28 protein-coding genes are annotated in these 22068 nt (G+C 40.9%); 11 read left to right on the top strand and 17 right to left on the bottom strand.

Annotated elements, in window-relative coordinates; translation table 11 throughout:
* Positions 1-46 precede the first annotated feature (46 nt).
* From AC2VE5_RS10860 to AC2VE5_RS10890, 7 genes are all read left to right on the top strand, one after another.
* Positions 47-1183: a citrate synthase gene (locus AC2VE5_RS10860; protein WP_486887764.1), complete on the top strand. Its 1137-nt coding sequence runs from the start codon at positions 47-49 to the stop codon at positions 1181-1183.
* A gap of 195 nt (positions 1184-1378) precedes the next feature.
* Positions 1379-2497, top strand: coding sequence for an NADH-quinone oxidoreductase subunit NuoH (gene nuoH, locus AC2VE5_RS10865; protein WP_486887765.1), 1119 nt, complete (start codon positions 1379-1381; stop codon positions 2495-2497).
* A gap of 33 nt (positions 2498-2530) precedes the next feature.
* Positions 2531-3124: an NAD(P)H-quinone oxidoreductase subunit I gene (gene ndhI / locus AC2VE5_RS10870; RefSeq protein WP_486887766.1), complete on the top strand. Its 594-nt coding sequence runs from the start codon at positions 2531-2533 to the stop codon at positions 3122-3124.
* A gap of 76 nt (positions 3125-3200) precedes the next feature.
* Positions 3201-3836 (top strand): NADH-quinone oxidoreductase subunit J, encoded by a 636-nt coding sequence (locus tag AC2VE5_RS10875; RefSeq protein ID WP_486887767.1) that lies wholly within the window; start codon positions 3201-3203, stop codon positions 3834-3836.
* Between the two features lie 58 nt (positions 3837-3894).
* Complete coding sequence (gene nuoK / locus AC2VE5_RS10880; protein WP_009630993.1) at positions 3895-4200, top strand: NADH-quinone oxidoreductase subunit NuoK; 306 nt, start codon at positions 3895-3897, stop codon at positions 4198-4200.
* Between the two features lie 4 nt (positions 4201-4204).
* Complete coding sequence (locus AC2VE5_RS10885) at positions 4205-5128, top strand: NAD(+) kinase (RefSeq protein ID WP_486887768.1); 924 nt, start codon at positions 4205-4207, stop codon at positions 5126-5128.
* Positions 5129-5162: 34 nt separating this feature from the next.
* Entirely contained in the window at positions 5163-5654 is a 492-nt protein-coding gene (locus AC2VE5_RS10890; protein WP_486887769.1) for a hypothetical protein, read from the top strand.
* A 50-nt stretch (positions 5655-5704) separates the two neighbouring features.
* Here the strand turns inward: AC2VE5_RS10890 and AC2VE5_RS10895 are convergent, their stop codons facing one another.
* Positions 5705-6640, bottom strand: a complete 936-nt coding sequence (locus AC2VE5_RS10895) for a LysR family transcriptional regulator (protein WP_486887770.1) — start codon at positions 6638-6640, stop codon at positions 5705-5707.
* A 156-nt stretch (positions 6641-6796) separates the two neighbouring features.
* Here AC2VE5_RS10895 and AC2VE5_RS10900 point away from each other — a divergent pair, with 156 nt between their 5' ends.
* The 3 genes from AC2VE5_RS10900 (at position 6797) to AC2VE5_RS10910 (ending at position 9113) form a co-directional block, all read left to right on the top strand.
* Entirely contained in the window at positions 6797-7513 is a 717-nt protein-coding gene (locus AC2VE5_RS10900) for an SDR family oxidoreductase (RefSeq protein ID WP_486887771.1), read from the top strand.
* Positions 7514-7649: 136 nt separating this feature from the next.
* Positions 7650-7955 carry a hypothetical protein gene (locus AC2VE5_RS10905; protein ID WP_486887772.1) on the top strand — a complete coding sequence of 102 codons (306 nt, stop codon included), beginning with the start codon at positions 7650-7652 and terminating at the stop codon, positions 7953-7955.
* A gap of 621 nt (positions 7956-8576) precedes the next feature.
* The gene (locus tag AC2VE5_RS10910) at positions 8577-9113 is read left to right on the top strand and encodes a universal stress protein (RefSeq protein ID WP_486887773.1); all 537 of its coding nucleotides are present in this window, start codon (positions 8577-8579) and stop codon (positions 9111-9113) included.
* 67 nt (positions 9114-9180) lie between these two features.
* Here the strand turns inward: AC2VE5_RS10910 and AC2VE5_RS10915 are convergent, their stop codons facing one another.
* The 11 genes from AC2VE5_RS10915 to petJ form a co-directional block, all read right to left on the bottom strand.
* Entirely contained in the window at positions 9181-10170 is a 990-nt protein-coding gene (locus tag AC2VE5_RS10915; protein WP_486887774.1) for a diacylglycerol/lipid kinase family protein, read from the bottom strand.
* Positions 10171-10239: 69 nt separating this feature from the next.
* Positions 10240-10971: a TIGR04283 family arsenosugar biosynthesis glycosyltransferase gene (locus tag AC2VE5_RS10920; protein WP_486887775.1), complete on the bottom strand. Its 732-nt coding sequence runs from the start codon at positions 10969-10971 to the stop codon at positions 10240-10242.
* Positions 10972-11066: 95 nt separating this feature from the next.
* The gene (locus AC2VE5_RS10925) at positions 11067-11414 is read right to left on the bottom strand and encodes a carbon dioxide-concentrating mechanism protein CcmK (RefSeq protein ID WP_106367728.1); all 348 of its coding nucleotides are present in this window, start codon (positions 11412-11414) and stop codon (positions 11067-11069) included.
* A gap of 113 nt (positions 11415-11527) precedes the next feature.
* Complete coding sequence (locus tag AC2VE5_RS10930) at positions 11528-11836, bottom strand: carbon dioxide-concentrating mechanism protein CcmK (protein WP_486887776.1); 309 nt, start codon at positions 11834-11836, stop codon at positions 11528-11530.
* Positions 11837-11925: 89 nt separating this feature from the next.
* On the bottom strand, positions 11926-12771 hold the full coding sequence (locus AC2VE5_RS10935; RefSeq protein WP_486887777.1) for a sulfurtransferase: 846 nt from the start codon (positions 12769-12771) through the stop codon (positions 11926-11928).
* A gap of 8 nt (positions 12772-12779) precedes the next feature.
* Positions 12780-13157, bottom strand: a complete 378-nt coding sequence (locus AC2VE5_RS10940) for a rhodanese-like domain-containing protein (protein ID WP_486887778.1) — start codon at positions 13155-13157, stop codon at positions 12780-12782.
* Between the two features lie 290 nt (positions 13158-13447).
* Positions 13448-13900, bottom strand: a complete 453-nt coding sequence (locus tag AC2VE5_RS10945) for a rhodanese-like domain-containing protein (protein ID WP_486887779.1) — start codon at positions 13898-13900, stop codon at positions 13448-13450.
* 166 nt (positions 13901-14066) lie between these two features.
* Positions 14067-14447, bottom strand: a complete 381-nt coding sequence (locus AC2VE5_RS10950) for an SH3 domain-containing protein (protein ID WP_486887780.1) — start codon at positions 14445-14447, stop codon at positions 14067-14069.
* 94 nt (positions 14448-14541) lie between these two features.
* The gene (locus AC2VE5_RS10955) at positions 14542-14838 is read right to left on the bottom strand and encodes a hypothetical protein (RefSeq protein ID WP_486887781.1); all 297 of its coding nucleotides are present in this window, start codon (positions 14836-14838) and stop codon (positions 14542-14544) included.
* Positions 14839-14895: 57 nt separating this feature from the next.
* Positions 14896-15789 (bottom strand): tetratricopeptide repeat protein, encoded by an 894-nt coding sequence (locus AC2VE5_RS10960; protein ID WP_486887782.1) that lies wholly within the window; start codon positions 15787-15789, stop codon positions 14896-14898.
* A 2-nt stretch (positions 15790-15791) separates the two neighbouring features.
* Entirely contained in the window at positions 15792-16121 is a 330-nt protein-coding gene (gene petJ / locus AC2VE5_RS10965; RefSeq protein WP_486887790.1) for a cytochrome c6 PetJ, read from the bottom strand.
* Between the two features lie 119 nt (positions 16122-16240).
* Here petJ and AC2VE5_RS10970 point away from each other — a divergent pair, with 119 nt between their 5' ends.
* Positions 16241-17143, top strand: a complete 903-nt coding sequence (locus AC2VE5_RS10970; RefSeq protein WP_486887783.1) for a carbohydrate ABC transporter permease — start codon at positions 16241-16243, stop codon at positions 17141-17143.
* 3 nt (positions 17144-17146) lie between these two features.
* On the opposite strand, the gene AC2VE5_RS10975 is transcribed toward AC2VE5_RS10970, so the two are convergent.
* From AC2VE5_RS10975 to AC2VE5_RS10995, 5 genes are all read right to left on the bottom strand, one after another.
* Positions 17147-17572 (bottom strand): DUF6841 family protein, encoded by a 426-nt coding sequence (locus AC2VE5_RS10975; RefSeq protein ID WP_486887784.1) that lies wholly within the window; start codon positions 17570-17572, stop codon positions 17147-17149.
* 6 nt (positions 17573-17578) lie between these two features.
* Positions 17579-18400: an alpha/beta fold hydrolase gene (locus AC2VE5_RS10980; protein ID WP_486887785.1), complete on the bottom strand. Its 822-nt coding sequence runs from the start codon at positions 18398-18400 to the stop codon at positions 17579-17581.
* A 28-nt stretch (positions 18401-18428) separates the two neighbouring features.
* A complete protein-coding gene (locus AC2VE5_RS10985; RefSeq protein WP_486887786.1) occupies positions 18429-18818 on the bottom strand; it encodes a hypothetical protein in 390 nt (129 codons plus the stop codon).
* Positions 18819-18892: 74 nt separating this feature from the next.
* On the bottom strand, positions 18893-20653 hold the full coding sequence (locus AC2VE5_RS10990; protein ID WP_486887787.1) for a patatin-like phospholipase family protein: 1761 nt from the start codon (positions 20651-20653) through the stop codon (positions 18893-18895).
* Between the two features lie 167 nt (positions 20654-20820).
* On the bottom strand, positions 20821-21795 hold the full coding sequence (locus AC2VE5_RS10995; protein WP_486887788.1) for a DUF3616 domain-containing protein: 975 nt from the start codon (positions 21793-21795) through the stop codon (positions 20821-20823).
* Positions 21796-22068: the final 273 nt, after the last annotated feature.

Consider the following 22068-nt stretch of genomic DNA (forward strand, 5'->3'; position numbering starts at 1 on the left):
TAGCCTGAGTATTATTTAGTAATTATTAATTTTTGCTGGTGTAGCTATGTCTTTATGCGAATTTAAGCCTGGATTGGAAGGCATACCTGCCGCCGAATCTAGTATTAGCTGTGTCGATGGACAACAGGGGATACTTGAATATCGAGGCATCCGGATTGAAGAATTAGCCGAAAAAAGTACATTTCTAGAAACGTCTTACCTATTAATTTGGGGAAAATTACCAACTCAACAAGAACTTGCTGAGTTTGAGCATGAAGTTCGCTATCATCGCCGGATCAAGTATCGCATCCGAGACATGATGAAATGTTTTCCCGAAAGCGGACACCCAATGGATGCCCTGCAAGCCTCTGCCGCCGCTTTGGGCTTGTTCTATTCCCGTCGCGACCTAGATAACCCCGTCTACATCCGCGATGCAGTGGTGCGCCTCCTAGCTACGATTCCGACGATGGTGGCTGCATTCCAACTCATGCGTAAAGGTAATGACCCGGTGCGCCCGCGCGATGACTTGGATTACTCAGCAAATTTTCTCTATATGCTCAGCGAAAAAGAACCCGACCCTCTATCGGCGCGAATTTTTGATGTTTGTCTGACCTTGCACGCCGAGCATACAATGAATGCCTCTACTTTCAGCGCTAGAGTCACAGCCTCTACCTTGACCGATCCTTATGCGGTAGTAGCTTCCGCCGTAGGTACGTTGGGCGGACCTTTGCATGGTGGCGCTAATGAAGAAGTAATTGGGATGCTAGAAGAAATTGGCTCTGTAGAAAATGTCCGCTCCTACTTGGAAGACCGACTGCAACGCAAAGCTAAAATTATGGGCTTTGGTCATCGCGTTTATAAAGTCAAAGATCCCAGAGCCACTATTTTGCAAAGCTTAGTAGAGCAACTATTCGAGCAGTTTGGGCATGACAAATACTACGATATTGCCCTAGAAATGGAACAAGTTGTTGCCGAAAAACTCGGTCATAAAGGAATTTATCCAAATGTTGACTTTTACTCAGGTTTGGTGTATAGAAAGCTAGGAATACCTACAGATTTATTTACGCCAGTTTTTGCGATCGCCCGTGTAGCTGGCTGGCTGGCACACTGGAAAGAACAATTAGCGGAAAATCGAATTTTTCGCCCTAGCCAAGTGTATAGCGGTTTGCACAAAGAAGCTTATATTCCGATCGAGCAGAGATAGACGGTGCATTTAACTTCTCTAGGCAACGGTATACTAAGCATTGGAATAGGTAAAAAATCTTTACTTCCAAGCTGTTAGTTTAGATAACCGAAAACAAAGTGAATTTACAAGCCTTGCAGGAATAGCCCTAGTCGTCAATCCCTAACAGCAGCTTTGTAAATAACTAACTGAATCAATGATGTTAAGAGCGTAAACATGAATTCAGGAATAGACCTCCAAGGAACCTTTATTGAATCTCTGATACAGCTAGGCTTGCCTGCGGGTACAGCCAAAGCTATTTGGATGCCACTGCCAATGATATTGATGATTATTGGTGCAACAGTAGGGGTATTAGTTACTACATGGCTAGAGCGGAAAATTTCTGCCGCCGCCCAGCAACGTATTGGTCCTGATTTTATGGGACCTTTTGGGTTACTAGCTCCCGTAGCGGATGGACTAAAGCTAGTTTTTAAAGAAGATGTAGTACCCGCAAAAGCCGATCCTCTGCTATTTACATTAGGTCCAATAATCGTTGTTATTCCAGTATTTTTGTCTTATCTGGTAGTGCCTTTTGGACAAAACCTAGTAATTACAGATGTAGGTACAGGGGTATTTTTATGGATTGCTTTATCTAGCATTCAGCCCATTGGCTTACTAATGGCAGGTTACTCGTCTAATAATAAGTATTCCTTGCTAGGGGGCTTGAGAGCCGCCGCCCAGTCAATTAGTTATGAGATCCCGCTATCGTTGGCAGTCTTGGCGATCGTCATGATGTCTAATAGCTTGAGTACCATTGACATTGTTAATCAACAATCGGGTTACGGGATTTTGGGCTGGAATGTCTGGCGACAGCCTATCGGCTTTATTATCTTTTGGATCTCCGTACTTGCTGAATGCGAACGGATGCCCTTCGACTTACCCGAAGCGGAGGAGGAGTTAGTAGCAGGCTATCAAACTGAATACGCCGGGATGAAGTTTGGACTTTTTTACTTAGGATCTTATGTAAACTTGGTACTTTCTTCTTTGCTAGTCGCAGTTTTGTATTTGGGTGGTTGGGATTTTCCCATTCCAATTGACGTACTAGCAAACTTGTTTGGAGTTAGTGAAACAAGTTCGTGGTTGCAGCTAGTAGATGCTTCACTGGGCATCACTATGACTGTGTTAAAAGCTTACTTTCTGATATTTGTGGCGATTTTGTTACGCTGGACTGTACCTAGAGTCCGCATCGATCAGTTGTTAGATTTAGGATGGAAGTTTTTACTGCCTGTTGGTTTAGTTAACCTATTACTAACTGCCGCCTTAAAATTAGCTTTTCCTGTTGCTTTTGGTGGCTAACTGATAGCTGAAAATTAGAGAGATACACTACTTATGTTCAAGTTTCTCAAGCAAGTTGGTGATTACGCCAAAGAAACGGTACAAGCTGCCCGATACATTGGTCAAGGGCTATCTGTCACCTTTGACCATATGCAGCGACGACCGATCACCGTACAGTATCCTTACGAAAAATTGATTCCTTCGGAGCGGTTTCGCGGGCGGATTCACTTTGAATTTGATAAGTGCATTTCCTGCGAAGTTTGCGTGCGAGTTTGCCCGATTAATTTACCTGTAGTTGATTGGGAATTTGACAAAGCCAGCAAAAAGAAAAAACTCAAGCACTACAGTATTGATTTTGGTGTTTGTATATTTTGCGGTAATTGCGTGGAGTACTGCCCGACCAATTGTCTCTCCATGACTGAGGAGTACGATCTTTCTACCTACGATCGCCACGAGCTAAATTATGACAACGTAGCTTTGGGGCGTTTGCCTTACAAAGTAACGGACGATCCGATGGTGACACCACTGCGCGAACTTGTGTACTTACCTAAAGGCATTTTAGAACCGCATAATCTACCTGCTGATAGCCGCCGCGTTGGTAAAACACCGGAAGAAATTGCCGAGCAAGAAAAACCAGCAACGAAATAGTTTTAAGTTTTGAGTCACTGGGAAATATTGTTTCCTTGGCTCAAAACCATTAGCCAACAAGGAGACTAATAAAAAAGTGAATTTAGCAGAAGGCGTACAAATTGTTTCGTTTGGCATCTTGGCAATAATGATGATTGCCGCAGCGTTAGGAGTAGTGCTGTTATCTAATATCGTTTATTCTGCCTTTCTGCTCGGAGGCGTGTTTATTAGCATTGCGGGGATGTATTTACTACTCAATGCTGACTTTGTAGCTGCTGCTCAAGTATTAATCTATATCGGGGCTGTCAACGTATTAATTTTGTTTGCGATCATGCTAGTAAACAAACGGGAAACTTTTAAGCCCATGAATAATGCTTGGGTGCGTCCAACATTAACGGCAATAGTTAGTGCAGGCATATTTAGCTTACTTAGCGCGATGATTTTGGCTACTCCTTGGGAGCTTTCGCCACCTACGATTCCTGGCAGTAGTTCGACGATTACGATTGGAGAGCATTTCTTTACAGACTTCTTGTTGCCTTTCGAGCTTGCTTCGATCTTATTGCTGATTGCAATGGTGGGAGCAATTATCCTTGCACGGCGCGAATTTTTACCCGATCAAACTATGTCGCCGACAAAAGAACAGCCAATTTTAACCTTACCAGAACGTCCAAGAGAACTTGTGGGCGTGTCTAGCGATAAAACTAGCAGTCTTGACGATGGTCGGCGCGGGTAAAGTAGGTAGGGACGCAGGTAAGAGTGTCCCTACAAGTCAGTAAAAAAGCAGGAGAATTATGCAACTTGAATACTTTTTATTGTTAGCTGCGGCTTTATTTTGTATTGGTATTTTTGGCTTAATTACTAGCCGAAATGCAGTCAGAGTGTTGATGTCCATTGAGCTACTGCTAAATGCTGTGAATTTGAATTTGATGGCATTTTCCAACTATTTAGATGCCCAAGAAATTAAAGGACAAGTATTTACAGTATTTGTGCTTACCGTTGCTGCTGCCGAGGCGGCGGTAGGGCTGGCGATCGTGCTGACTATTTATCGCAACCGCGATACGGTAGATATGGAGCAATTCAACCTTTTGAAGTGGTAATCGGGTGGAGCTAAAGCAGGTTATTATCGCTCACAAAGCCGCCGATGCCCAAAGCCGCCAATGGGCGGAAAAATGCGCGCGGCAATTAGAAAGTCTCGATTGCCGCATTCTCATGGGACCAAGCGGACCAAAAGATAACCCTTATCCAGTGTTTCTCGCGTCCGCAACCCAGCCAATCGATCTTGCAGTAGTGTTAGGCGGGGATGGTACGGTACTAACGGCAGCAAGACATTTAGCCCCTCACAATATCCCCATTTTGGCGGTGAATGTGGGGGGACACTTAGGCTTTTTGACAGAAGCTTTTGAAGAATTTAAAAACTCCGAACAAGTTTGGCAGCGAATACTTGCCGATCGCTATGCTATTCAACGGCGGATGATGTTGCAGGCGGCAATTTATGAAGGCGATCGCACTAATACTGAATTGATGAGCGATAAATTTCTCGCTCTTAATGAAATGTGCATCAAACCTGCCTCTGCTGACCGCACGATTACGTCAATTTTGGAAATGGATATTGATGGGGAAGTTGTCGATCAGTATCAAGGGGATGGGTTAATTATTGCCACGCCTACGGGTTCTACAGGCTATACTGTTTCTGCTAGTGGACCAATAGTGCATGATGGCATGAAAGCTATTATTGTTACGCCTATTTGTCCGATGAGTCTTTCGAGTCGTCCTTTGATTTTACCTGCGGGTTCAGTGGTAAGTGTTTGGCCCTTAGCCGATTACGATCTCAGTACAAAATTATGGACTGATAGTATTTTAGGCACATCTATTTGGCCCGGACAGAGGGTAGATGTAAAGATGGCTGACTGTCAAGCGAAATTTATAATTTTGGAAGAAAACTATTCTTATTATCAAACCTTGCGAGAAAAACTCCAATGGGCGGGGGCAAGAGTTCATTATGATAATAACCATCGCGATAACTGATCTTAATTAAACTCTTATAGAAATTATTTTATCTATGCACGATTTAAACAAATCCGCTAGATACTTCACAACTCAAGAAGTTTATCCTTGCCCGATTTGCCGTGTGGGTGAAATTGCTACTATGCCTTTGATGGAGGCGATGGCGTGTCAATTTTGCCATCATATTTTTACTGCGGATTTAGAACAACAGCAGTTGCAAATGGCAGACAGACAGCCGCCTTTGATGTGGCGGTGGAATGGTAACTCTTGGAGTGAAAGGCAGTTAAAAAATGTAGAAATAGGCTGGGGTTACTGGTTGGGAGCGATTACTTTTGTTGTGCTGCCAACGATTTTAATTGGCATCACAGTTTATGCTAGACCTCCTGTACCTAGCCGCCCTTTATCTTGGTTTCCGGTGTTTTGGACGGGGTTAACTTTTTTCTTGCATTTAGGAATTATTGGCTGGTTAGTAATTGAATTTTTAGACTTTCCGCTTTGGGCTTATTTAAATAGGCAGTGGCAAAGTATTTGGCGAAGATCCAGCTAAGTATATTGCTTAAGTTAGTTGAGTTTCTGTTAAGTGATTTGTCATGCTGCTCAGGTTGTTGGTGTAGGAGGAATCGAGAAATTGTCTGTGTGGTGCGATCGGGCAAATTGTTCCTTCAAAAATTCAGCAAACACACGCACCTTTGCCGAAAGATGCTGCGTTGGTGGATAAAGCAACGAAACAGGAAGACCAAGGGTACTATAGCCAGTCAAAATGGATTGGAGAGCGCCTGCTTGGAGATGTTTAGCTACTGTAAAACTGGCAGTTTGGTGAATTCCAATGCCAGCCAATGTTGCATCGATGAGAGCTTCAGGGTCATTTGAGCAGAAACTTCCCGTCACCGACAGAGAAAATCGTGCTTCATCGCGCTCAAACAACCAATCTGCTAATTGCCCCGATGGTCTGTAAGTATAGGCAAGACAATTATGCTGCAATAGAGCTTCAGGTGTTTCGGGTTCTCCATATCTCACCAAATAGTCCGGTGACGCATAGGTAAATAACCGAATTGTTGAAAGCGACTGCATTAGCAATCTAGAGTCCTTCAATTTGCCAATTCGCACAACTGCATCATAGCCTTCCTGAATCAAGTCAATTGGCCGATCGTTAACGCCTAGTTCTAATTGCACCTGCGGATATCGATGCAAAAATTCCAACAGTGCAGGCAAGACAATGAACCTTGCCACAACAATTGGCATATCAACTCTTAAACGTCCTTGAGGAGCTTGGTATGTACCCCGTAAGGTTGCTTCTATTTCATCATATTCATCGAAAAGTCTCCGGCATCGCTCATAAAAAATAACACCATCTTGGGTCAAGCTTAGTGTCCGAGTCGAGCGTTTCAGGAGTTGAACATCTAGTTCAGCCTCCAGAGCCGAAATAGACTTACTAACCGCAGAAGGCGTTAGCTCAAGCAAATTAGCAGCTTGGGCAAAACTTTTTGCTTCTACGACTCGCAAAAAGGTTGCGATCGCTTTAAATTTTTCCATGATTTGCTCCCAAGCCACAGAAAGATTATAGCCCTATTCATGAATATTTTTCATTTCAAAGTTTCTAAAATCCTTCTTTATCTAAACTTAATTCATGAGTACACTGTAGAGATCTGGTGGAATTAAACCTTAAAGGTTGAAATTTAGGCGATACCTATGCGGTTATCTGGTCAAAAGATTGTGGTGGTTGGCGGTGGCTCTGGAATTGGTTTAGCTGTTGCGAAAATGGTTAAGGCTGAGGGTGCATCGGTGGTGATTCTTGGACGTTCATCGACCAAGCTCGAACAAGCAAAGGTTTCAATTGGAGGGGAAGTGACAACTACTGTGCTTGATGTGATGGATGAGGAAACTGTCGCTAAAGCATTTACTGAAATCGGCAGCCTCGATCATCTATTCATTTCTGCTCAGGATGCTTCTACTGCTTCTTTGGTAGAAACAACAATGGAACAACTTGGCATGACTTTAGACAGTAAGATTTGGGGAGCGTTGCACGTTGTTAAACAAGCAATTTCACGAATATCAATAAATGGTTCAATCACTTTTATCTCAGGTTTAGCAGGTCGGCGGGGCTACCCTAATTTTGCAGTTGCCGGAGCGGCTAATGCTGGAATTGAGGCAGTCGCTCGAAATTTGGCAATTGAACTATCTCCAATTCGAGTCAATACTGTCTGTGCGGGCGTAATTGATACTGAAATGCTCGACAAAGTATTCGGTGAAAATCGAGATGAGATTGTACAAGAGATTGCCCAGAGGCTTCCTGTTAAAAGAATTGGCAAACCAGAGGAGGTAGCGGATGCAGTTGTATTTCTCATGAATAATGGTTTTGTTACAGGAACAACATTACTGTTAGATGGCGGAGATGCTTTAGTTTGAGTTGGATCTAAACGAGTGGAGAAAATTCATGACAATATCTATTGGTACACAATAGCTTAATGATTATGCTGAAGCATTACAACAGGCTAACTCAAAAGCGATCGCACAACTTTTCCATCCAGGACTGGTTTATATTGTGAATGATAAGCTGCATGAGGCATCGGTATCCTTTTGTCATCAAGATATTTGGGAGTCTATCTTTTCTAAGATTGAGTTTAAATTTGCTAAAGCGTACAACCTTATAGAAGTATATTCAGGACACATAATATATCACGAAGTATTAAGGATTCGGGCCAAGTCCAATGGTGAAGAATTGGAAGGGCATTTTGGCGACGAATCTGTTGTGAATGCTGACGGTAAAATGTTGTTGCTCGACCGAATTGCAGATGCTGCATATTTCGCTAAATTCACATCAGCCCTTGCTGCGGAGGAAAAATATTGACTACGTGGTTTAGTGTAGCCAGTCCGCAGCAGGTGAATGAGTCTTCACAAAACCGAGCCTGCTTCAGAATGCGGGCAGTTACCTATAGAAATGCGGCATAACAACCCGATTAGAGCAGACTGCCACAGTTATTCGGTGTTGTAGCAAAGTTTATCGGCAGCCGCTCAACCAGAACATTAAGCTGCTCTTTTACATCGTTAGGGCTGCTTGAGAGCAATATTAAACCTGAACTTATACTATTGTTGATAGTATTTAATTTTCATTGCAGTCAACCTCTTATTGGCAGCCTTTAGGTTAGATTAAAAATTAAGAATTTATAAATATGGAGGAAGGCAAATGGCTATCCTCAAGAAGCTAACTGGAACAGAACAACGTGAGCCAGGGCAGTCTGTTAGCTGGGGGTCGTTGATAATTTGGGTTTGTATGTTAGTGGGGTTGGTGTTAATGATGGTTAGGTTTTCCCACATATACTAAGCGATTTTTGTAAAGTTAAAAGCACTTTGCAGGAACATATGTTGTGTAAAATTAACATATTTTCAAATAGAAACTAGCAGATTATAGGCTGACAAAGCGCTGTAAAAAGCTAAGGACTCAATTAAAGTAATTGGGAGAAAGTTTATTATGTTTGCAAAAATTTTAGTAGCTATTGACTCCTCTACAATTGGTAGAAATGTCTTTGATAAAGCTCTCGATTTAGCCAAAACTACAGGAGCGAGTATCATGCTGCTGCACGTTTTATCTTCAGAAGAAGGGATGCCCTATCTGCCTACAAGCTTTGGTAGAGATTACTACGCAGGACTAAGCAGTAAAGCGCTGGAGATTTATCAACAACAATGCAAAGAGATTGAAAATCAAGGTTTAAACCTATTACAAAGTTTTGCTGACCAAGCAATTGCCGCCGGAGTTAGTACAGAATTTACTCAAAATCAAGGCAGTCCAGGTAAAACTATTTGCGATTTAGCTATTAATTGGCAAGCCGATCTGATAGTTATGGGACGCAGAGGCAGATCGGGTATAAATGAATTAATTTTGGGAAGTGTAAGCAATTATGTTCTTCACCATGCTTCCTGTTCAGTTTTAGTTGTGCAGCATTTGATGAATAAAGAATCTGATGCTTCTCAAGAAATGGTTAGTTCAGCTCAGTCTGAAGTCGGGTGAATAGAGAGATTAGCGATCGCACTAAACAATCCTATTTTAGGGAAAATGCGTGATCGCATTTAAACGCTTAAGCCCGATCAATAGGTAGAATCACGGTAGTTTTTGGCACAATTACTTTGAGCATATCCTTAACTGCTTTCAGGGTTACAGGTAGTTCTCCAATGGGATGACCATCAATATGAACTGGTATCTTGACATCAGAAGTCAATTTTACTTCAGCAACTCGATAAGTCTCTATTTTGGGGCTATATTGACGCTGACCTTTGCTAATTGACCAAAAGTGACGCATTAGTTCCCATTTGCTAAAGTTGCGGAAAATACTAATTGTCAGCAAGCCATCATCAATTGCGGCATCGGGAGCAACGGTAAAACCAGTACCGTAGTAAGAGCCATTGGCAATTACAACTAATAAGGCAGAAAGCCGCAATTCTCGCTTTGCGAGGGGCTTTTGCCGCGCAAACCGCCGCTTTAAAAAAGTCGCTGCACGGGCTTCGGCTATTGTCCGGTCAAACTCAATTCTTAGCCGTTGCGGTTTGTAATTTATTGCTAATCGAACCGCTTGCAGCATTTGTCCCCACCGACCGCCTTTGATTTCTTCACCAATGGGAAAAAGGGCAGCATCTAGCCCCACTCCTGCCGCTTCAAAAAAATAATGTTCGTTATTAGCTTGACCGACATCAATACTTTTGATTTGACCACGCGCAATTACCTGACACGCTGCAACTAAATCGGTGGGAATGCTCAAACTACGCGCAATATTGTTGTAAGTGCCAATAGGGATAATTCCTAGCGGAATGGACGATCGCAGTAATCCCTTGGCAACTTCGCCCACCGTACCATCTCCCCCAGCAACTACTACTAATTCGTAATTTTCCTCAATCGCTTTTTGAGCAATCAAAGCTGGGGAATTATCGGGGTCAGTAAAGGCAATATCGGCTCTAATTCCTGCCGCATCCATTGCCGCAATAATTTCTGGCAATTTCATCAAATTTGGCTCGTCGTCGCCAGAAACTGGATTGATAATTAGCCGTATGCGTTTGAGAGCTTGTGTTTGCAAAGCTTTTAACTCCCTAGGAAAAAGAACTCGCGCTCTAAATAACCCAACCCATCCCTTTTTAACCCCGAATCAACGAATATCCTCGTAGAACTTTTTTAAATAGCTTGGTGAAACACCTAAGCCCCACAATAACCCAATATAAAGGTATATGCCTGTAGCCTTGAATGTACCCCAATGTGCCACACGGCGATCGCTTGACATGACTATTCGATTTACTTGACGAATACGTCCCCGCCGTACTAGCTTCAAACACAAGTCAGCTTCTTCTAATATAGGTAAAGCCTCATCAAAGCCGCCACAATCCCAAAAATCGGCGCGACGACAAAACATTACCTGATCGCCAAATAACAAGCGCAGTCCTTTAAAAAACAGGTGGGGACGAAATATTAACGGGGCATAGTAAGTTTTTAAGTAGTTGTGTAGCGATACTCCCCAACGGGTAGTCTGGAAACCTGTCATTAAAGAAATAAACCCGCCTCCTGCAATACTTTTGTCTTCTAAAGTAGCGGTAATTACGGCGATTAGATCGTCAGGTACGCAAGTATCAGCATGAAGAAAACACAATATCTCCCCCGTAGAAGCTTTTGCTCCATAATTCATTTGAAGACTTCGCCCTGGGGGTTGGCAACTTAAGACCTTGATGCCTGCTTTATTGGCAATTGCTGCCGTTTCATCTTTACTCCCACCATCTACTACTAATATTTCCTTGGCTGGAGGATCGAGAATACTCAATTGGTGCAGAGTGCGCTCTAAACAGCTTGCTTCATTAAGAGTAGGAATAATAATTGAGACACAAGACATTTAAGAAAGTTGATGGTAGTAGAGACGTTGTAAGCATCTCTACACTAATAGCAATTTATTATGTTTTTAAATTAAACATTTAATAAATGTATTTTCTAGTGCGATCCTCTAATAGCTGGTCTATCTAGGGATTCTCTAAACATTTCCACATCATCACCATAGCCAATAGGTAAAACTGCTTCAACGTTTTCATGAGGACGAGGAATAATTACCCAAGATTCCAAAGTGCCGCCATAAACCTTCTCTACTACAGCAATACCCGCCTCCATAGCCGCCTTGACTTCCGAAACATCCCCCCGAATATTGACAGTAAAACGCGCGCTTCCGGCTCTTAAATAGCCAACTAATGTAACTCGACCAGCTTTGACCATCGCGTCTGATGCCGCCAAAACCGCCGGAAAACCCTTCGTTTCAATCGATCCAACTGCCTGTGCTGACGACATGAAAAATCTCCTAAGATTAATAGAGTATGTAAAGCCAAACAATCATTGTACGAACATTTGGTAGTGCGATCGCGCCTTAGCTTAGTAAATTCTTGCCAAAAGCTACCAATAAACTACACTCTGTATTCTTCTACTTTTGCGGTGTAATGAATTGGTAAAACGCTTTCGACGTTTTCTGGCGGATTAGCCACAATATAGTAAGTCATTGCTTGTTCTCCAAAAACTTTTGCGCCTGCTTCAATTCCCGCCGCTAAAGCAATTTGGACTTCTGAAACCTTACCCCGAATACTAACTACAAACCGTCCGCTTTCCGCTAAATTGTAATCGACTAGGGTTACTGCACCAGCTTTAACCATTGCATCTGCTGCGGCAAGCACTGCCGGAAATCCTAAAGCTTCAATTGTTCCTACTGCTGCTGGCATTAATAAAAATTCCTAAGTCAACCGAATACGTGCAACTAATTTTACGCGGGTTTGCTGTTAGTTGGGGAAAATAGTTGAGTATTAGCTGCTTAATTTACAAGCGGATAGCTGGAGTTTTCGGCTTGCGACCATTCCCACATTGAACCACTGTAGTTTTTGACGTTGGTATAGCCTAAATTAACTAGCACGGCGACAAAAAAAGCGGAACGAATGCCGCCTGTGCAATAAGTAATAACTTCCTGATTGCTGCCCTTTTCGATTCCTGCTTGTTTAAGCTTGTAGTCTATCTGCTCAGGGGAGAGCAAATAACCATTAGGTTGCAATAAATCTTTAAAGTAAAAATGTACTGCCCCAGGTATGTGTCCGCCTCGCTTTTCCCCATAAGGAGTATGCCCAAAATATTCTCTTGCTTCGCGATTGTCAAGGACCATTAGGCTTTGGGGATTTGCCAGACTAGATTGCAATTGATGGGTTTGAATTTCCCAAGCGGTTGTACGATTAATCTTGAAATCGCCTACTTGTTTTGGTTTACTTCCCCACATTTCCAGCGCTATATCAGCTTTAGTTAGTGCCTGTTGCCCACCATCAACAAAAGCTGCTTGGGAATGTCCCAAAGTGTGTAACATCCAGACAATTCGCCCTTCTTCCCCAAAATGCAGAGGGTGAGTTGGATTGCCAATTACAATTACAGGCTTATTGTTTGATATGCCCAGTTGACGCAGGAGTTGCTCTAAAGCTTGAGAATTGTCTAATAACTTGCCTTTATTTGGTGGAGTTTTTTGGGAAAACTGCTGCCAATTTACGCAACTCGCATTTGGTATATGTCCAAATCTCCAAGAGATTTGGCTGCGAACATCAAGAATCGTTGCTCCGGCTTCAATTAACTGCTTGGCAACAGCCGTGTTTATTATCCATTGCCAAGAACAAAGCTCCACCAATTAACTTAGGCTACTTGCGACGAAATTGATTCTACTGGGTAATCCAACGCCCGCCAAGCAGCAACGCCACCTCTAAGTTCAGAGACATTTTGGAAGCCTGCATTGCGCAAGTTTGCCGCAGCTTGGGCTGTTTCTTCATCGGTTTCACCGTAGATATAGATATCGCGGCTGTTTTCTAAAGATGACTGAGCGCGGCTTACGAGTTCTGACATGGGCATAGGAATAGCGCCTAGTATATGCCGAAAATTAAATTCGCTGCGCTCGCGGGCATCAATAATTGTTAATGCTGGTTCGCCCCAATCTAGCCGTGCTTTTAATTCAAAAACTAGCGATTTATCTTTAAATGGTGGCGGTGTGGGAATCATTCCTAAAAACTGAGACATAATTTTTATATTTATTAATTTTCTTGCTCATAATGTAACAAACAACTTTAATATTTACAAACTTTTTGAAATATTTCTCAGAATTTTGCTTAATTAATGAGTAATGTCCTATTTATATGTATTTATTCATTTTGATAATGTGTTCTCACTTACACTTACTCAAATAAAAATACCCATTTCCAAATTGATTTTGGAAATGGGTATTTTTATGTTAATTAAATGAGTATTTTGGACTAGCAACTTATTGAATTAGAAGACAAGGATTAGTTTAGATTCCTTGCAATCTCAATTTATACGTCTTTTTTCTGAGTTTCAGCGTGATTTTGCATTCTAGAAACTACGTTGTAGTCATCCGCACCTGCGGGAGTTCTAGACTCGATGATACCTTCGGTTGGACCACCGATAGCTTTCCAGGCTGGTAAACCACCTTTTAGTTCAGATATATGTTCAAAACCAGCACTGCGGAGTTGTTGGGCGGCTTGGGCTGTTTCTGCGTCGGTTTCGCCGTGAATATAGATATCGCGGCTTAGAGCAATAGTATTTTTAGCAATTTCTACTAATTTGTTCATAGGCATGGACATAGCACCCATGATATGACCGTCATTATAGACCATGCGATCGCGGACATCGAGAATTGTAAAAGCTGGCTCTCCCCACTCTAGACGCGATTTGAGTTCGTGAGCGTTGGATTGAGGATCGATTGGTGGCTGAGGAGGAATAACGCCACCGATGGGATTATTCATAGGTTTGTCCTATTTAATTGGGGTTACACGCAATGTACCAAGGATTACACTCTTAAACGATCTTTCTTTAGAATGAATCCTAAAACAATTGGGTATGAAGTTTGATATCAAATCACTCTCATAGAATTAGTCGCCAAGCATAACTAATCAGTTAGAAACTCCTAACTCAAGAGCGCCATCTGTCAAATTGATCTTCCGAACAGCCATTAATATAAGCGTTGTATACCCAACCTTTAAGGGGTTTAAAAGTTTCATTGGGAATAGTTCCAGATACTGTAGCGGTAATTTGCACCCAATTTCCTTTTTTATAAGTAGCTCTTACACCGTCGCCGCGATTAAGCTTGGCAACAGTTTTGTAACGATTGCCTGCTCCACTACGAATATTGACGTTATTACCTGTAATAAAGGAACATACAGTATTTTTTTTGATATCTCTGTCCAAGTTAAAAGTAGGTTGTTGAGATTGCGCCCCCGCACTACTAGCTAGAAACAATATAGAAGTAATTGCAATTGAAGCAGTAAATTTGCTTAAGTTGGGAGCGTGCATATTCGGTACTAATAACTACCAAGGGTGTGTACCTATTATGCGCGGGATTTAAGGAGACTTTGATAGTGTAATTACCTAAAAACAAACAAAATTATTACTCCCAAGTAGAAATACTCCGCAGCACCTCAGGAATTTGCTCCTGGCTGCGCGGAAATTCTAAAATAGTTTCGCTTAAGCCCAAATATCTAGATTCGCTAAATGATAATAGCATCCGAGATAATGCTACCCATACCTCGGCTTCGTATTCCCAGTCACGATTGCGGTAAGCTTGTCCAGCAATAGAGCGTAATGCCCAAAAATAACTATTTCTTACTACCGAGCCGCCTTTTTTAAACTCCGGTACATCTTCTTTATGGATGTAAAGAACCATATCTTCAATTTTGGCTCTCATAAGTTGGGGACGTGACTGATGGCAACTACTCCATGATGACTGAATTTTAGGAGTAATTTAGGCATCAACTACTTCAAATTCCGATCCTAATATTTGTTGGATTTGCTCAATTGAGTTTAAAGTTTTTTGATAAGCCGATCGATCTTGTTGGCGAATAAAGTCTTGGGCGGCTTGCTGTAAGTCTTCAATAGCTGCTTGCTGGTAGCCTAGCTGATGCCTGGCAATACCTCTATTTACATGAGCTTGGGCATTGCTTGGATTGAGTTGCAAAGAAGTTGTAAAGTTAGCGATCGCATTTTGATAGTCGCCATGGCGAAAGCAAGTACAACCTCGATTATAGTAAGCTCGATCGCCAAGAGGATTGAGCCGAATAGCAAGAGAAAAGTCTTGCATAGCTGCTTGATAGTCGGCAAGTTCAAACCGCGCCAGCCCTCTATCGGTATAAATATTAGCTAAGAGAGAATGAGAATTGTGGGGAAGTTGTACCAAAGCTCGATTGAGATCGGCAATGGCTTGGAGGTAATTTTTCTGCCCTGCATAAGCAAGGGCGCGATTGTAATAGCCGCGAAAATCGCACTTATGTAGAGCAATTATGCGATCGCTATCGGCGACGGCATCTAGATAATTTCCTTGGCGGTAGTAGGCAATAGAGCGACTAAGTAAAGGTTCTGTCGGATTCTTTGCCAGGGTAATTGCTTGAGTACAGTCAGCAATTGCCCTCTGGTAATCTGCTAACTCAATTCGCGCGCTACAGCGATCGCCATAGGCCTCTGCGACATTTTCATTAAGCTCGATTGCCCTAGTAAAATCAGTAATAGCGGCGGGATAATTGCCGTTAACAAGCTCTTTTACTCCTACATCAAATAATGTCTGCGCTTGAGCAGGAGGAGAAAAACAAAAAAAAGCGATCGCTATTACCACACTGAAAATACATCGATAGAGGTAACTCATGTTTAACTCCAGTCTTTGTCTGCTTGTTCTAGAACGTAAGTAGCTACATCTTTAATCTGTTGGTCATTTAAACGACTTTTAAAGGCAGGCATGGCATTTTTACCATTTTGTACCTGAGTCACAATTGCTGCAATTGAGTTCATATTATTCTTTTCTAAAGCATCTTTTTTTAGAGTTTTAGTTGCAACAATTACGTTGCGTCCGCCCAAATGACAGGCTGCACAATTGGCTGTAAAAAGTTTTGCTCCTTGAGCCGCATCGGCAGCTAGAGTGGGGGAACTAAAAGCAAAAGTCACCATAACAAGTATTATGACTGATAATATTCTCTTCATGCGTTCTCCTTCATCTAGTAGATCTTGTACAGATACTGCTACTAATTTTGGGTTGAACGCTGTAAACAAGTCAAAAGACAAGTGGTAAAACTTGCAGTTAATTTTAATGAGCCAAACTAATGCAAAAAACCATCTCTGCAAACCGGGTGTTAATTCAGCGCTTGACTCCCTATTTATTTTTGCTTCCCGCGCTGTTGATTTTGGGAATAACGGTATTTTTGCCAGCATTGCAAGCCTTTTATCTCAGCTTTACCCGCTACGAGTACGATATTACTCAGCCACCGCAGTGGGTAGGGTTGGCAAATTTTAAGCGTTTGTTTGGTGATCGCGTGTTTTGGAAAACTTTGCAAAATACTGTAATTTATCTAATTGGTGTCGTACCAATTTTGGTAATTGCACCATTGGCGATCGCAATTTTAGTTAACCAAAAACTCCGGGGTATGAATTGGTTTAGGGCAGCTTTCTATACGCCTGTTGTAATTTCTACAGTAGTTGCTGGGATTGCTTGGAGTTGGCTGTATGCAGAAAATGGCTTACTCAATCAAATAATTAAAAGTGTTTTTTCTGCTAAAGAGGGGCTTGGCTGGCTAACAAGTCCTCAATTAGCGCTATTTAGCGTGATGGCAGTAACAATATGGAAGGGGTTGGGCTACTACATGGTTATTTACCTTGCAGGGCTGCAAGCAATTCCCGCAGACTTGTATGAAGCCGCCGCCATAGATGGCTCTGACGGTATCTCTAAGCATTGGGATATTACAGTTCCTTTGATGAAGCCTTATATAGTTTTGGTAGCTGTAATCTCAGCAATTTCAGCTACTAAGGTTTTTGAGGAAATTTTTATTATGACCAAAGGAGGACCGCGCGATAGCTCCAAAACAATAGTTTATTACCTCTACGAACAAGCCTTTCAAAACCTCGAAATTAGTTATGCTTGCACGATTGGTTTAGTGCTATTTTTGGCAATTTTGGGCTTATCTATCTTGAATTTGAAGCTGTCGGCGGGGAGAGGGAGTATTAGTTAGGGATTATAAAGTAATCGCATTTTTTGGCTCGTGAATAATGCCAGCGACAATTTTCCAGACATCATCTTTGCGGAAAGTGTAAGTAACGCCGATCTGCTCAAGCTCTACTTCTTTTGTGTCTGTTTCTGAATCTTTTTTATAGCGAATCGCCGTGCCACTGACAATCGCAATATTCTCACTCAACATTTTTGTGCTGAGGTTATCTACATCTAGTTGGCTGCGAGTAAAGTTTTGATCGCGTAAAGAGTTCATAAATTGGGTAAAGACACCCAAAACCTCTTGTTCTTTAGCCATTGTAGCTACGACCTTTGTAGTTATCAGTATAGAACCCAGATTAAAGAAAGGAGGTATTAAGCTAGGATCGAGCTTGTTAAATACCTCTGAATATTCAATAAATTTTGCTCTTACAACTTCGATTTCGTTAGACATAGTAAGTTAACTCCTTTTAAGTAAGTTGAAAATTTCTGGATGAATGCGATCGCAAATTCCGGCGGGGATATCGTGTCCGACACCGTCCATTTTGAATAGTTGAGAACCAGCGATTAATTTGGCGTACTCCACCGCATGAGTAGCGGGAATTAAAGGATCGGCTGTACCGTAGAGAATGAGAGTAGGAACGTCGATCTTTGCTAAGTCTGGTGAACTTGAACGAGCGATCGCACCCAGTTGATGAGTTATACAATTAGGGTTGTAACGTTTACTCTCTTGTACACTGTCTTTGTACAATTGGGTATAGAGCGGGATGTCGAGGGGATAAATTGTACCAACCAGCGCCGACCAAAACCCCAAATATTCCTCTAATGATGGGACTTTAGCTAACAAAGATAGAGATGATATATTGCTCTTACTCAAAGCTGACGCATCTGCAAAAGAGACAATAGAAGTAAGAGACAAAACCTGTTCGGGGTAGCTAATAGCCATGCGTTGGGCGATCGCTCCTCCCATTGATACACCAATAACGTGCGCTTTGTCAATCTCCAATGCTGTGAGCAACTCTACGCTATCAGTAGCCATATCGTCTAAAAAATAGGGATGTTTTTCCCAGCCATTAGCATCGCTCCAGGTTGATAAGCCTATATCTCTATTATCAAAACGAATAACATAGTAACCTTGCTCTACTATTGGCTCGTAGAAGTAAGGAAACCAGTTGAGACACTGACAACCTAATCCCATAATTAAGAGTACGGCGGGATGTGTGCGATCGCCAAAGGTTTTTACATAAATGTCAATATTGTTGGCTTTAACAGTTGTTTGCATAATTTCCTGATTAAAAGAACGTGAATGGTTATTGTTGTAGTTCCGGTAAATCTCGAACTGCAACTACTACATCTCCTATCATTAATTCAGCTTCTGCAAAGGCTTTAGTTAAATCTTGAATAGAACTTTCACCTGTATTAAATCGTAGTTCTGCTACTCTTAAATGTCTGTGAGCTTGACGAAAACCGTTACCTTTACGTCCCACATCTGTTGTTTTGATTAATGCTACTGAGGTGGCACTTGTAGCAGCAAAAACTTTGAGCCAAAATGGTTGAAGCCGTTCAGTAAAAGTAGCAATTATTACAGATGAAACTACCGAAATTATTCCTAAACTTATGTATGTAGAATGTAAGGTAATTGCACTGTGATGCCATCTTTTAATTTGGTCTTCTATTTCTTTATTTACATCTTTTGTCATAATTCACTGCCTATTGTGTATTTACTAAAAACAAGTGATCACTTTTTATACGATGCAATTTAACCAAAAAAAATTTAGAAACCAAATGCTTCCAAAACTTTCATGATTACAGTTACTAAACCTTCGAGAGTTCTGAGGGTAATAATTGCCAAAATTCTGAAAATTCCAAAAACGACTTTCCAAAAATTAGCAATAAGTTTTTGAGTCTCTCTTTCTGCTATTTTTCCTTCAATTACTACTATTCTTAAGGCACGAATAGCCATTCTAGCAAGTCTAGTTTTTTGGCTCAACTTGAGATCGGACGGTTGAGGATCGTAATCTAGAATTTTTTGTTCTATCTCATTAACAAGACTTGCAATCTCACTTTCAGAAATTTGCATACCTGGGCAATTTAAATGTAACCATGTCAATCCGCACAACCTACCCAAAAGAAAATCGTGTTCGCGGTAACTTTTGTTAAAAAATCCTCCAAAGGCTCCCAGAAAATCGGAAGCAAGTAAAGCTTCCGCATTACCTTCTATTAGGAAATCTTGAATGTGCTTTGGTAGCTTATCAAAAATAGGTTTAAGTGAACCAATATTCTCTTCGACAATTTTGCCAACAATAGCTGGACTGATTGGAGATAATTCAATCTTTCGATAAGGAATTGCATCTTCTAAAGTTGCTTTGACCTGTTCTATATTTCCACTACAGCCGTTGTCGATTTCTTCGATTAATTGCTGTTTATATGCAGCCAGTTTATTACGGCTAATAATTTCATCGATTTGAATTGAGTCTTGTTCTGTTTTGGGAAGCTGCAACCCACTTAACCCAACTTCAAGCATAGAAAAATGTCCTGTTGTCAGACGTTTGGAACGCTCTAAATTTTTGACAGGTGCAGGTACAACATAGACATACATTCTTTCAGATGATTCTTGAGGTTGAGTTTCTGCAAGTACCTCGTAAAACTGCTCAAGCTCAATTTTCTTGTCAATTTCAATTTGGCGATCACTCTTAATTTCTCCGTCTTGTTGCCACTCAAGAAACCTTGTTTCAAAGTCAATGGCTTTACCAATTGGTAGATTATCAAGAATACCACCGTCAGTGTACAGAAATTTTAAGCGATCATCAGCTACATAAGCATTTACTAATTTTTTAAAAACTTTGGGGTCAATATTTGGTTCAAAATAATCCTCATCGCTTAAATTCTGAAAATTGGGACTTTTAATATTTGAAGTGTCTGGAATAGGAGGAAAAGCAACAGGAAAAGCGCCAGAAATCCTAGCACTAAGTTTTACTTTCTCCCACATCTCATGTATATCATTTGTATCTATACCATGTTTAAACTTAAACTCACGAGTTTCTGCATTAGTAATTACTTTAGTACCACTTTGGTTTTTAAGAAGACCTTGTAAGTTAGTAACAGTCATTAAAAGCGCCAGTGGCTTTGTGTTTGCTGGTATTGGTGGAGTCTCTTTAATTACATCAGCAATTTTATTAATTGCTTCTCCTGAAAGTACGCTCAAGTTTTTAGATTGAATTTCTTCCGGCTGAAGTTCTTCGATGAACTTCATGTCAGCTTTTTCTACCCATGCCTGATAGAATAAATCATCTTCTACCTTGCCTGAAAATAATTTATCTCTACCTCCTCCTAACAAGTAGTAAGCAGCAACTGCTCCAGACATAGCACCAGCAGAAGCACCTGTAATGATATTAATAGTAATTTTGGGGTTATCCTTTACAGACTCTTTGACCAATTCATAGAAAACCCCACCCATATATGCACCTAATGAAATACCACCAGAGCAAGTAAGGGTAACAAGTTTAGGTAATTGTGTAGATGTTGATTGTGTCATGATTAATGATTATGTAAGTGAAGTAATTAAGGCTGCATTTTACTGTAAGAGTTCTGCAATTACTTTGATATTAGAAATTTGATGATCGTGTAGATTGCTTAAAAAATGTATTTTCATTGACTTCTAAAATACTCCTATGCAAAGTTATTTTATAGAAAGTAATATTTTTAACTTGGACTCACTTGAACCCACACACTTCGGAAATATTTTTCAGGATGAGTTTTATCATCGATATTTTTGCAGGGCTTATTATCAATTCTAATAATTGCTCCATCATCACTAAGTAGTTGAAAGCGATTTTTTTGATTTGGATAAAACAATATTGATTCGGGGCGAAATTTCTCTGGCAAATCATTTATTTCGATTTTTTGTGGCTTCTCCTCATCATTTCCTGACCACCAATACAAACCAAATTTATCGCTACTGTCATAAGCGCCTGCAATAATTAGGTAGACTTTGTAAGATTCCCAGTATTCAATACTCCGAATTCCTAAGCCTTCTAAATCAATTTCTATGGGATCGCCAAAACTGGCACTAAATTTATCTTCGTTTTGTTGAATAAGTTCGAGAGGATTTTTTAAAGGGAGAAGTAAAGCTTTTCCATCAGTAATGGGATTGCGAAAACCGATAAGCAATTCTCCTTCAGGAGTAGTAGTTAACCCTTCAATATTTAAGCCACCTTTCCCTTTAGGAGCTATAGTTTCTGCTTTTTCTAAGTTGTATTTTTTAAGGCTGCTTTCTTGTAGCATATCTTGAAGTACAAGTTGTGTATAAGACTTGCCAACCTGTTTGAGAACTGGTTGGCTAGAATTAGTAATTTTGTTAGCAAAAAATTGATGCCGTTCTTCTTCGCGTTTTCCTTTTTTAGTTCTGCCGTGGGATGTTATCCAGTATAAGATTCCATTCAGTTGTGTAACTGCTTCAATATCAACTTCATCTTTAGGAGGATTATTAATGAAATAACTATTTGTATCAATGCTTTGAAGATGTTTACCTGACTTTTCAGACGAATAGACTTTCAAAATATTATCTTCGTCGTTGGCAACGAGAAATCGATGCTCGTCTATTGCAACTGAACCAGAAGCATCACACATACCCTGATGCTGTAGTTCTTTTTCTATTACAAAGGTGAGATTATTCATGATTTGATGTTCTCTTTTTTGATTGTTGAATGAACTAGGTATTGAATTAAATACCTGCTGTGATATAAGTGTGTTCTTTTAATTAGAAAAGCGCTGCTTCGATTTAATATTAAACAATTAGGAGCGATCGCTTTGATTTATTCCTCATACTAAGTTGCGGTCAGAGGTAGTATTTGAAGATGAGGGAAGAAAGTCATTGAACGCAGGCGCTCACTATTAGAAGAAAGTTCAAGTAAGCCTTGGCAAAGTACATCTTCTACCTGTTCAAGGGAT

Source organism: Aliterella sp. E5.1 (assembly GCF_057473825.1).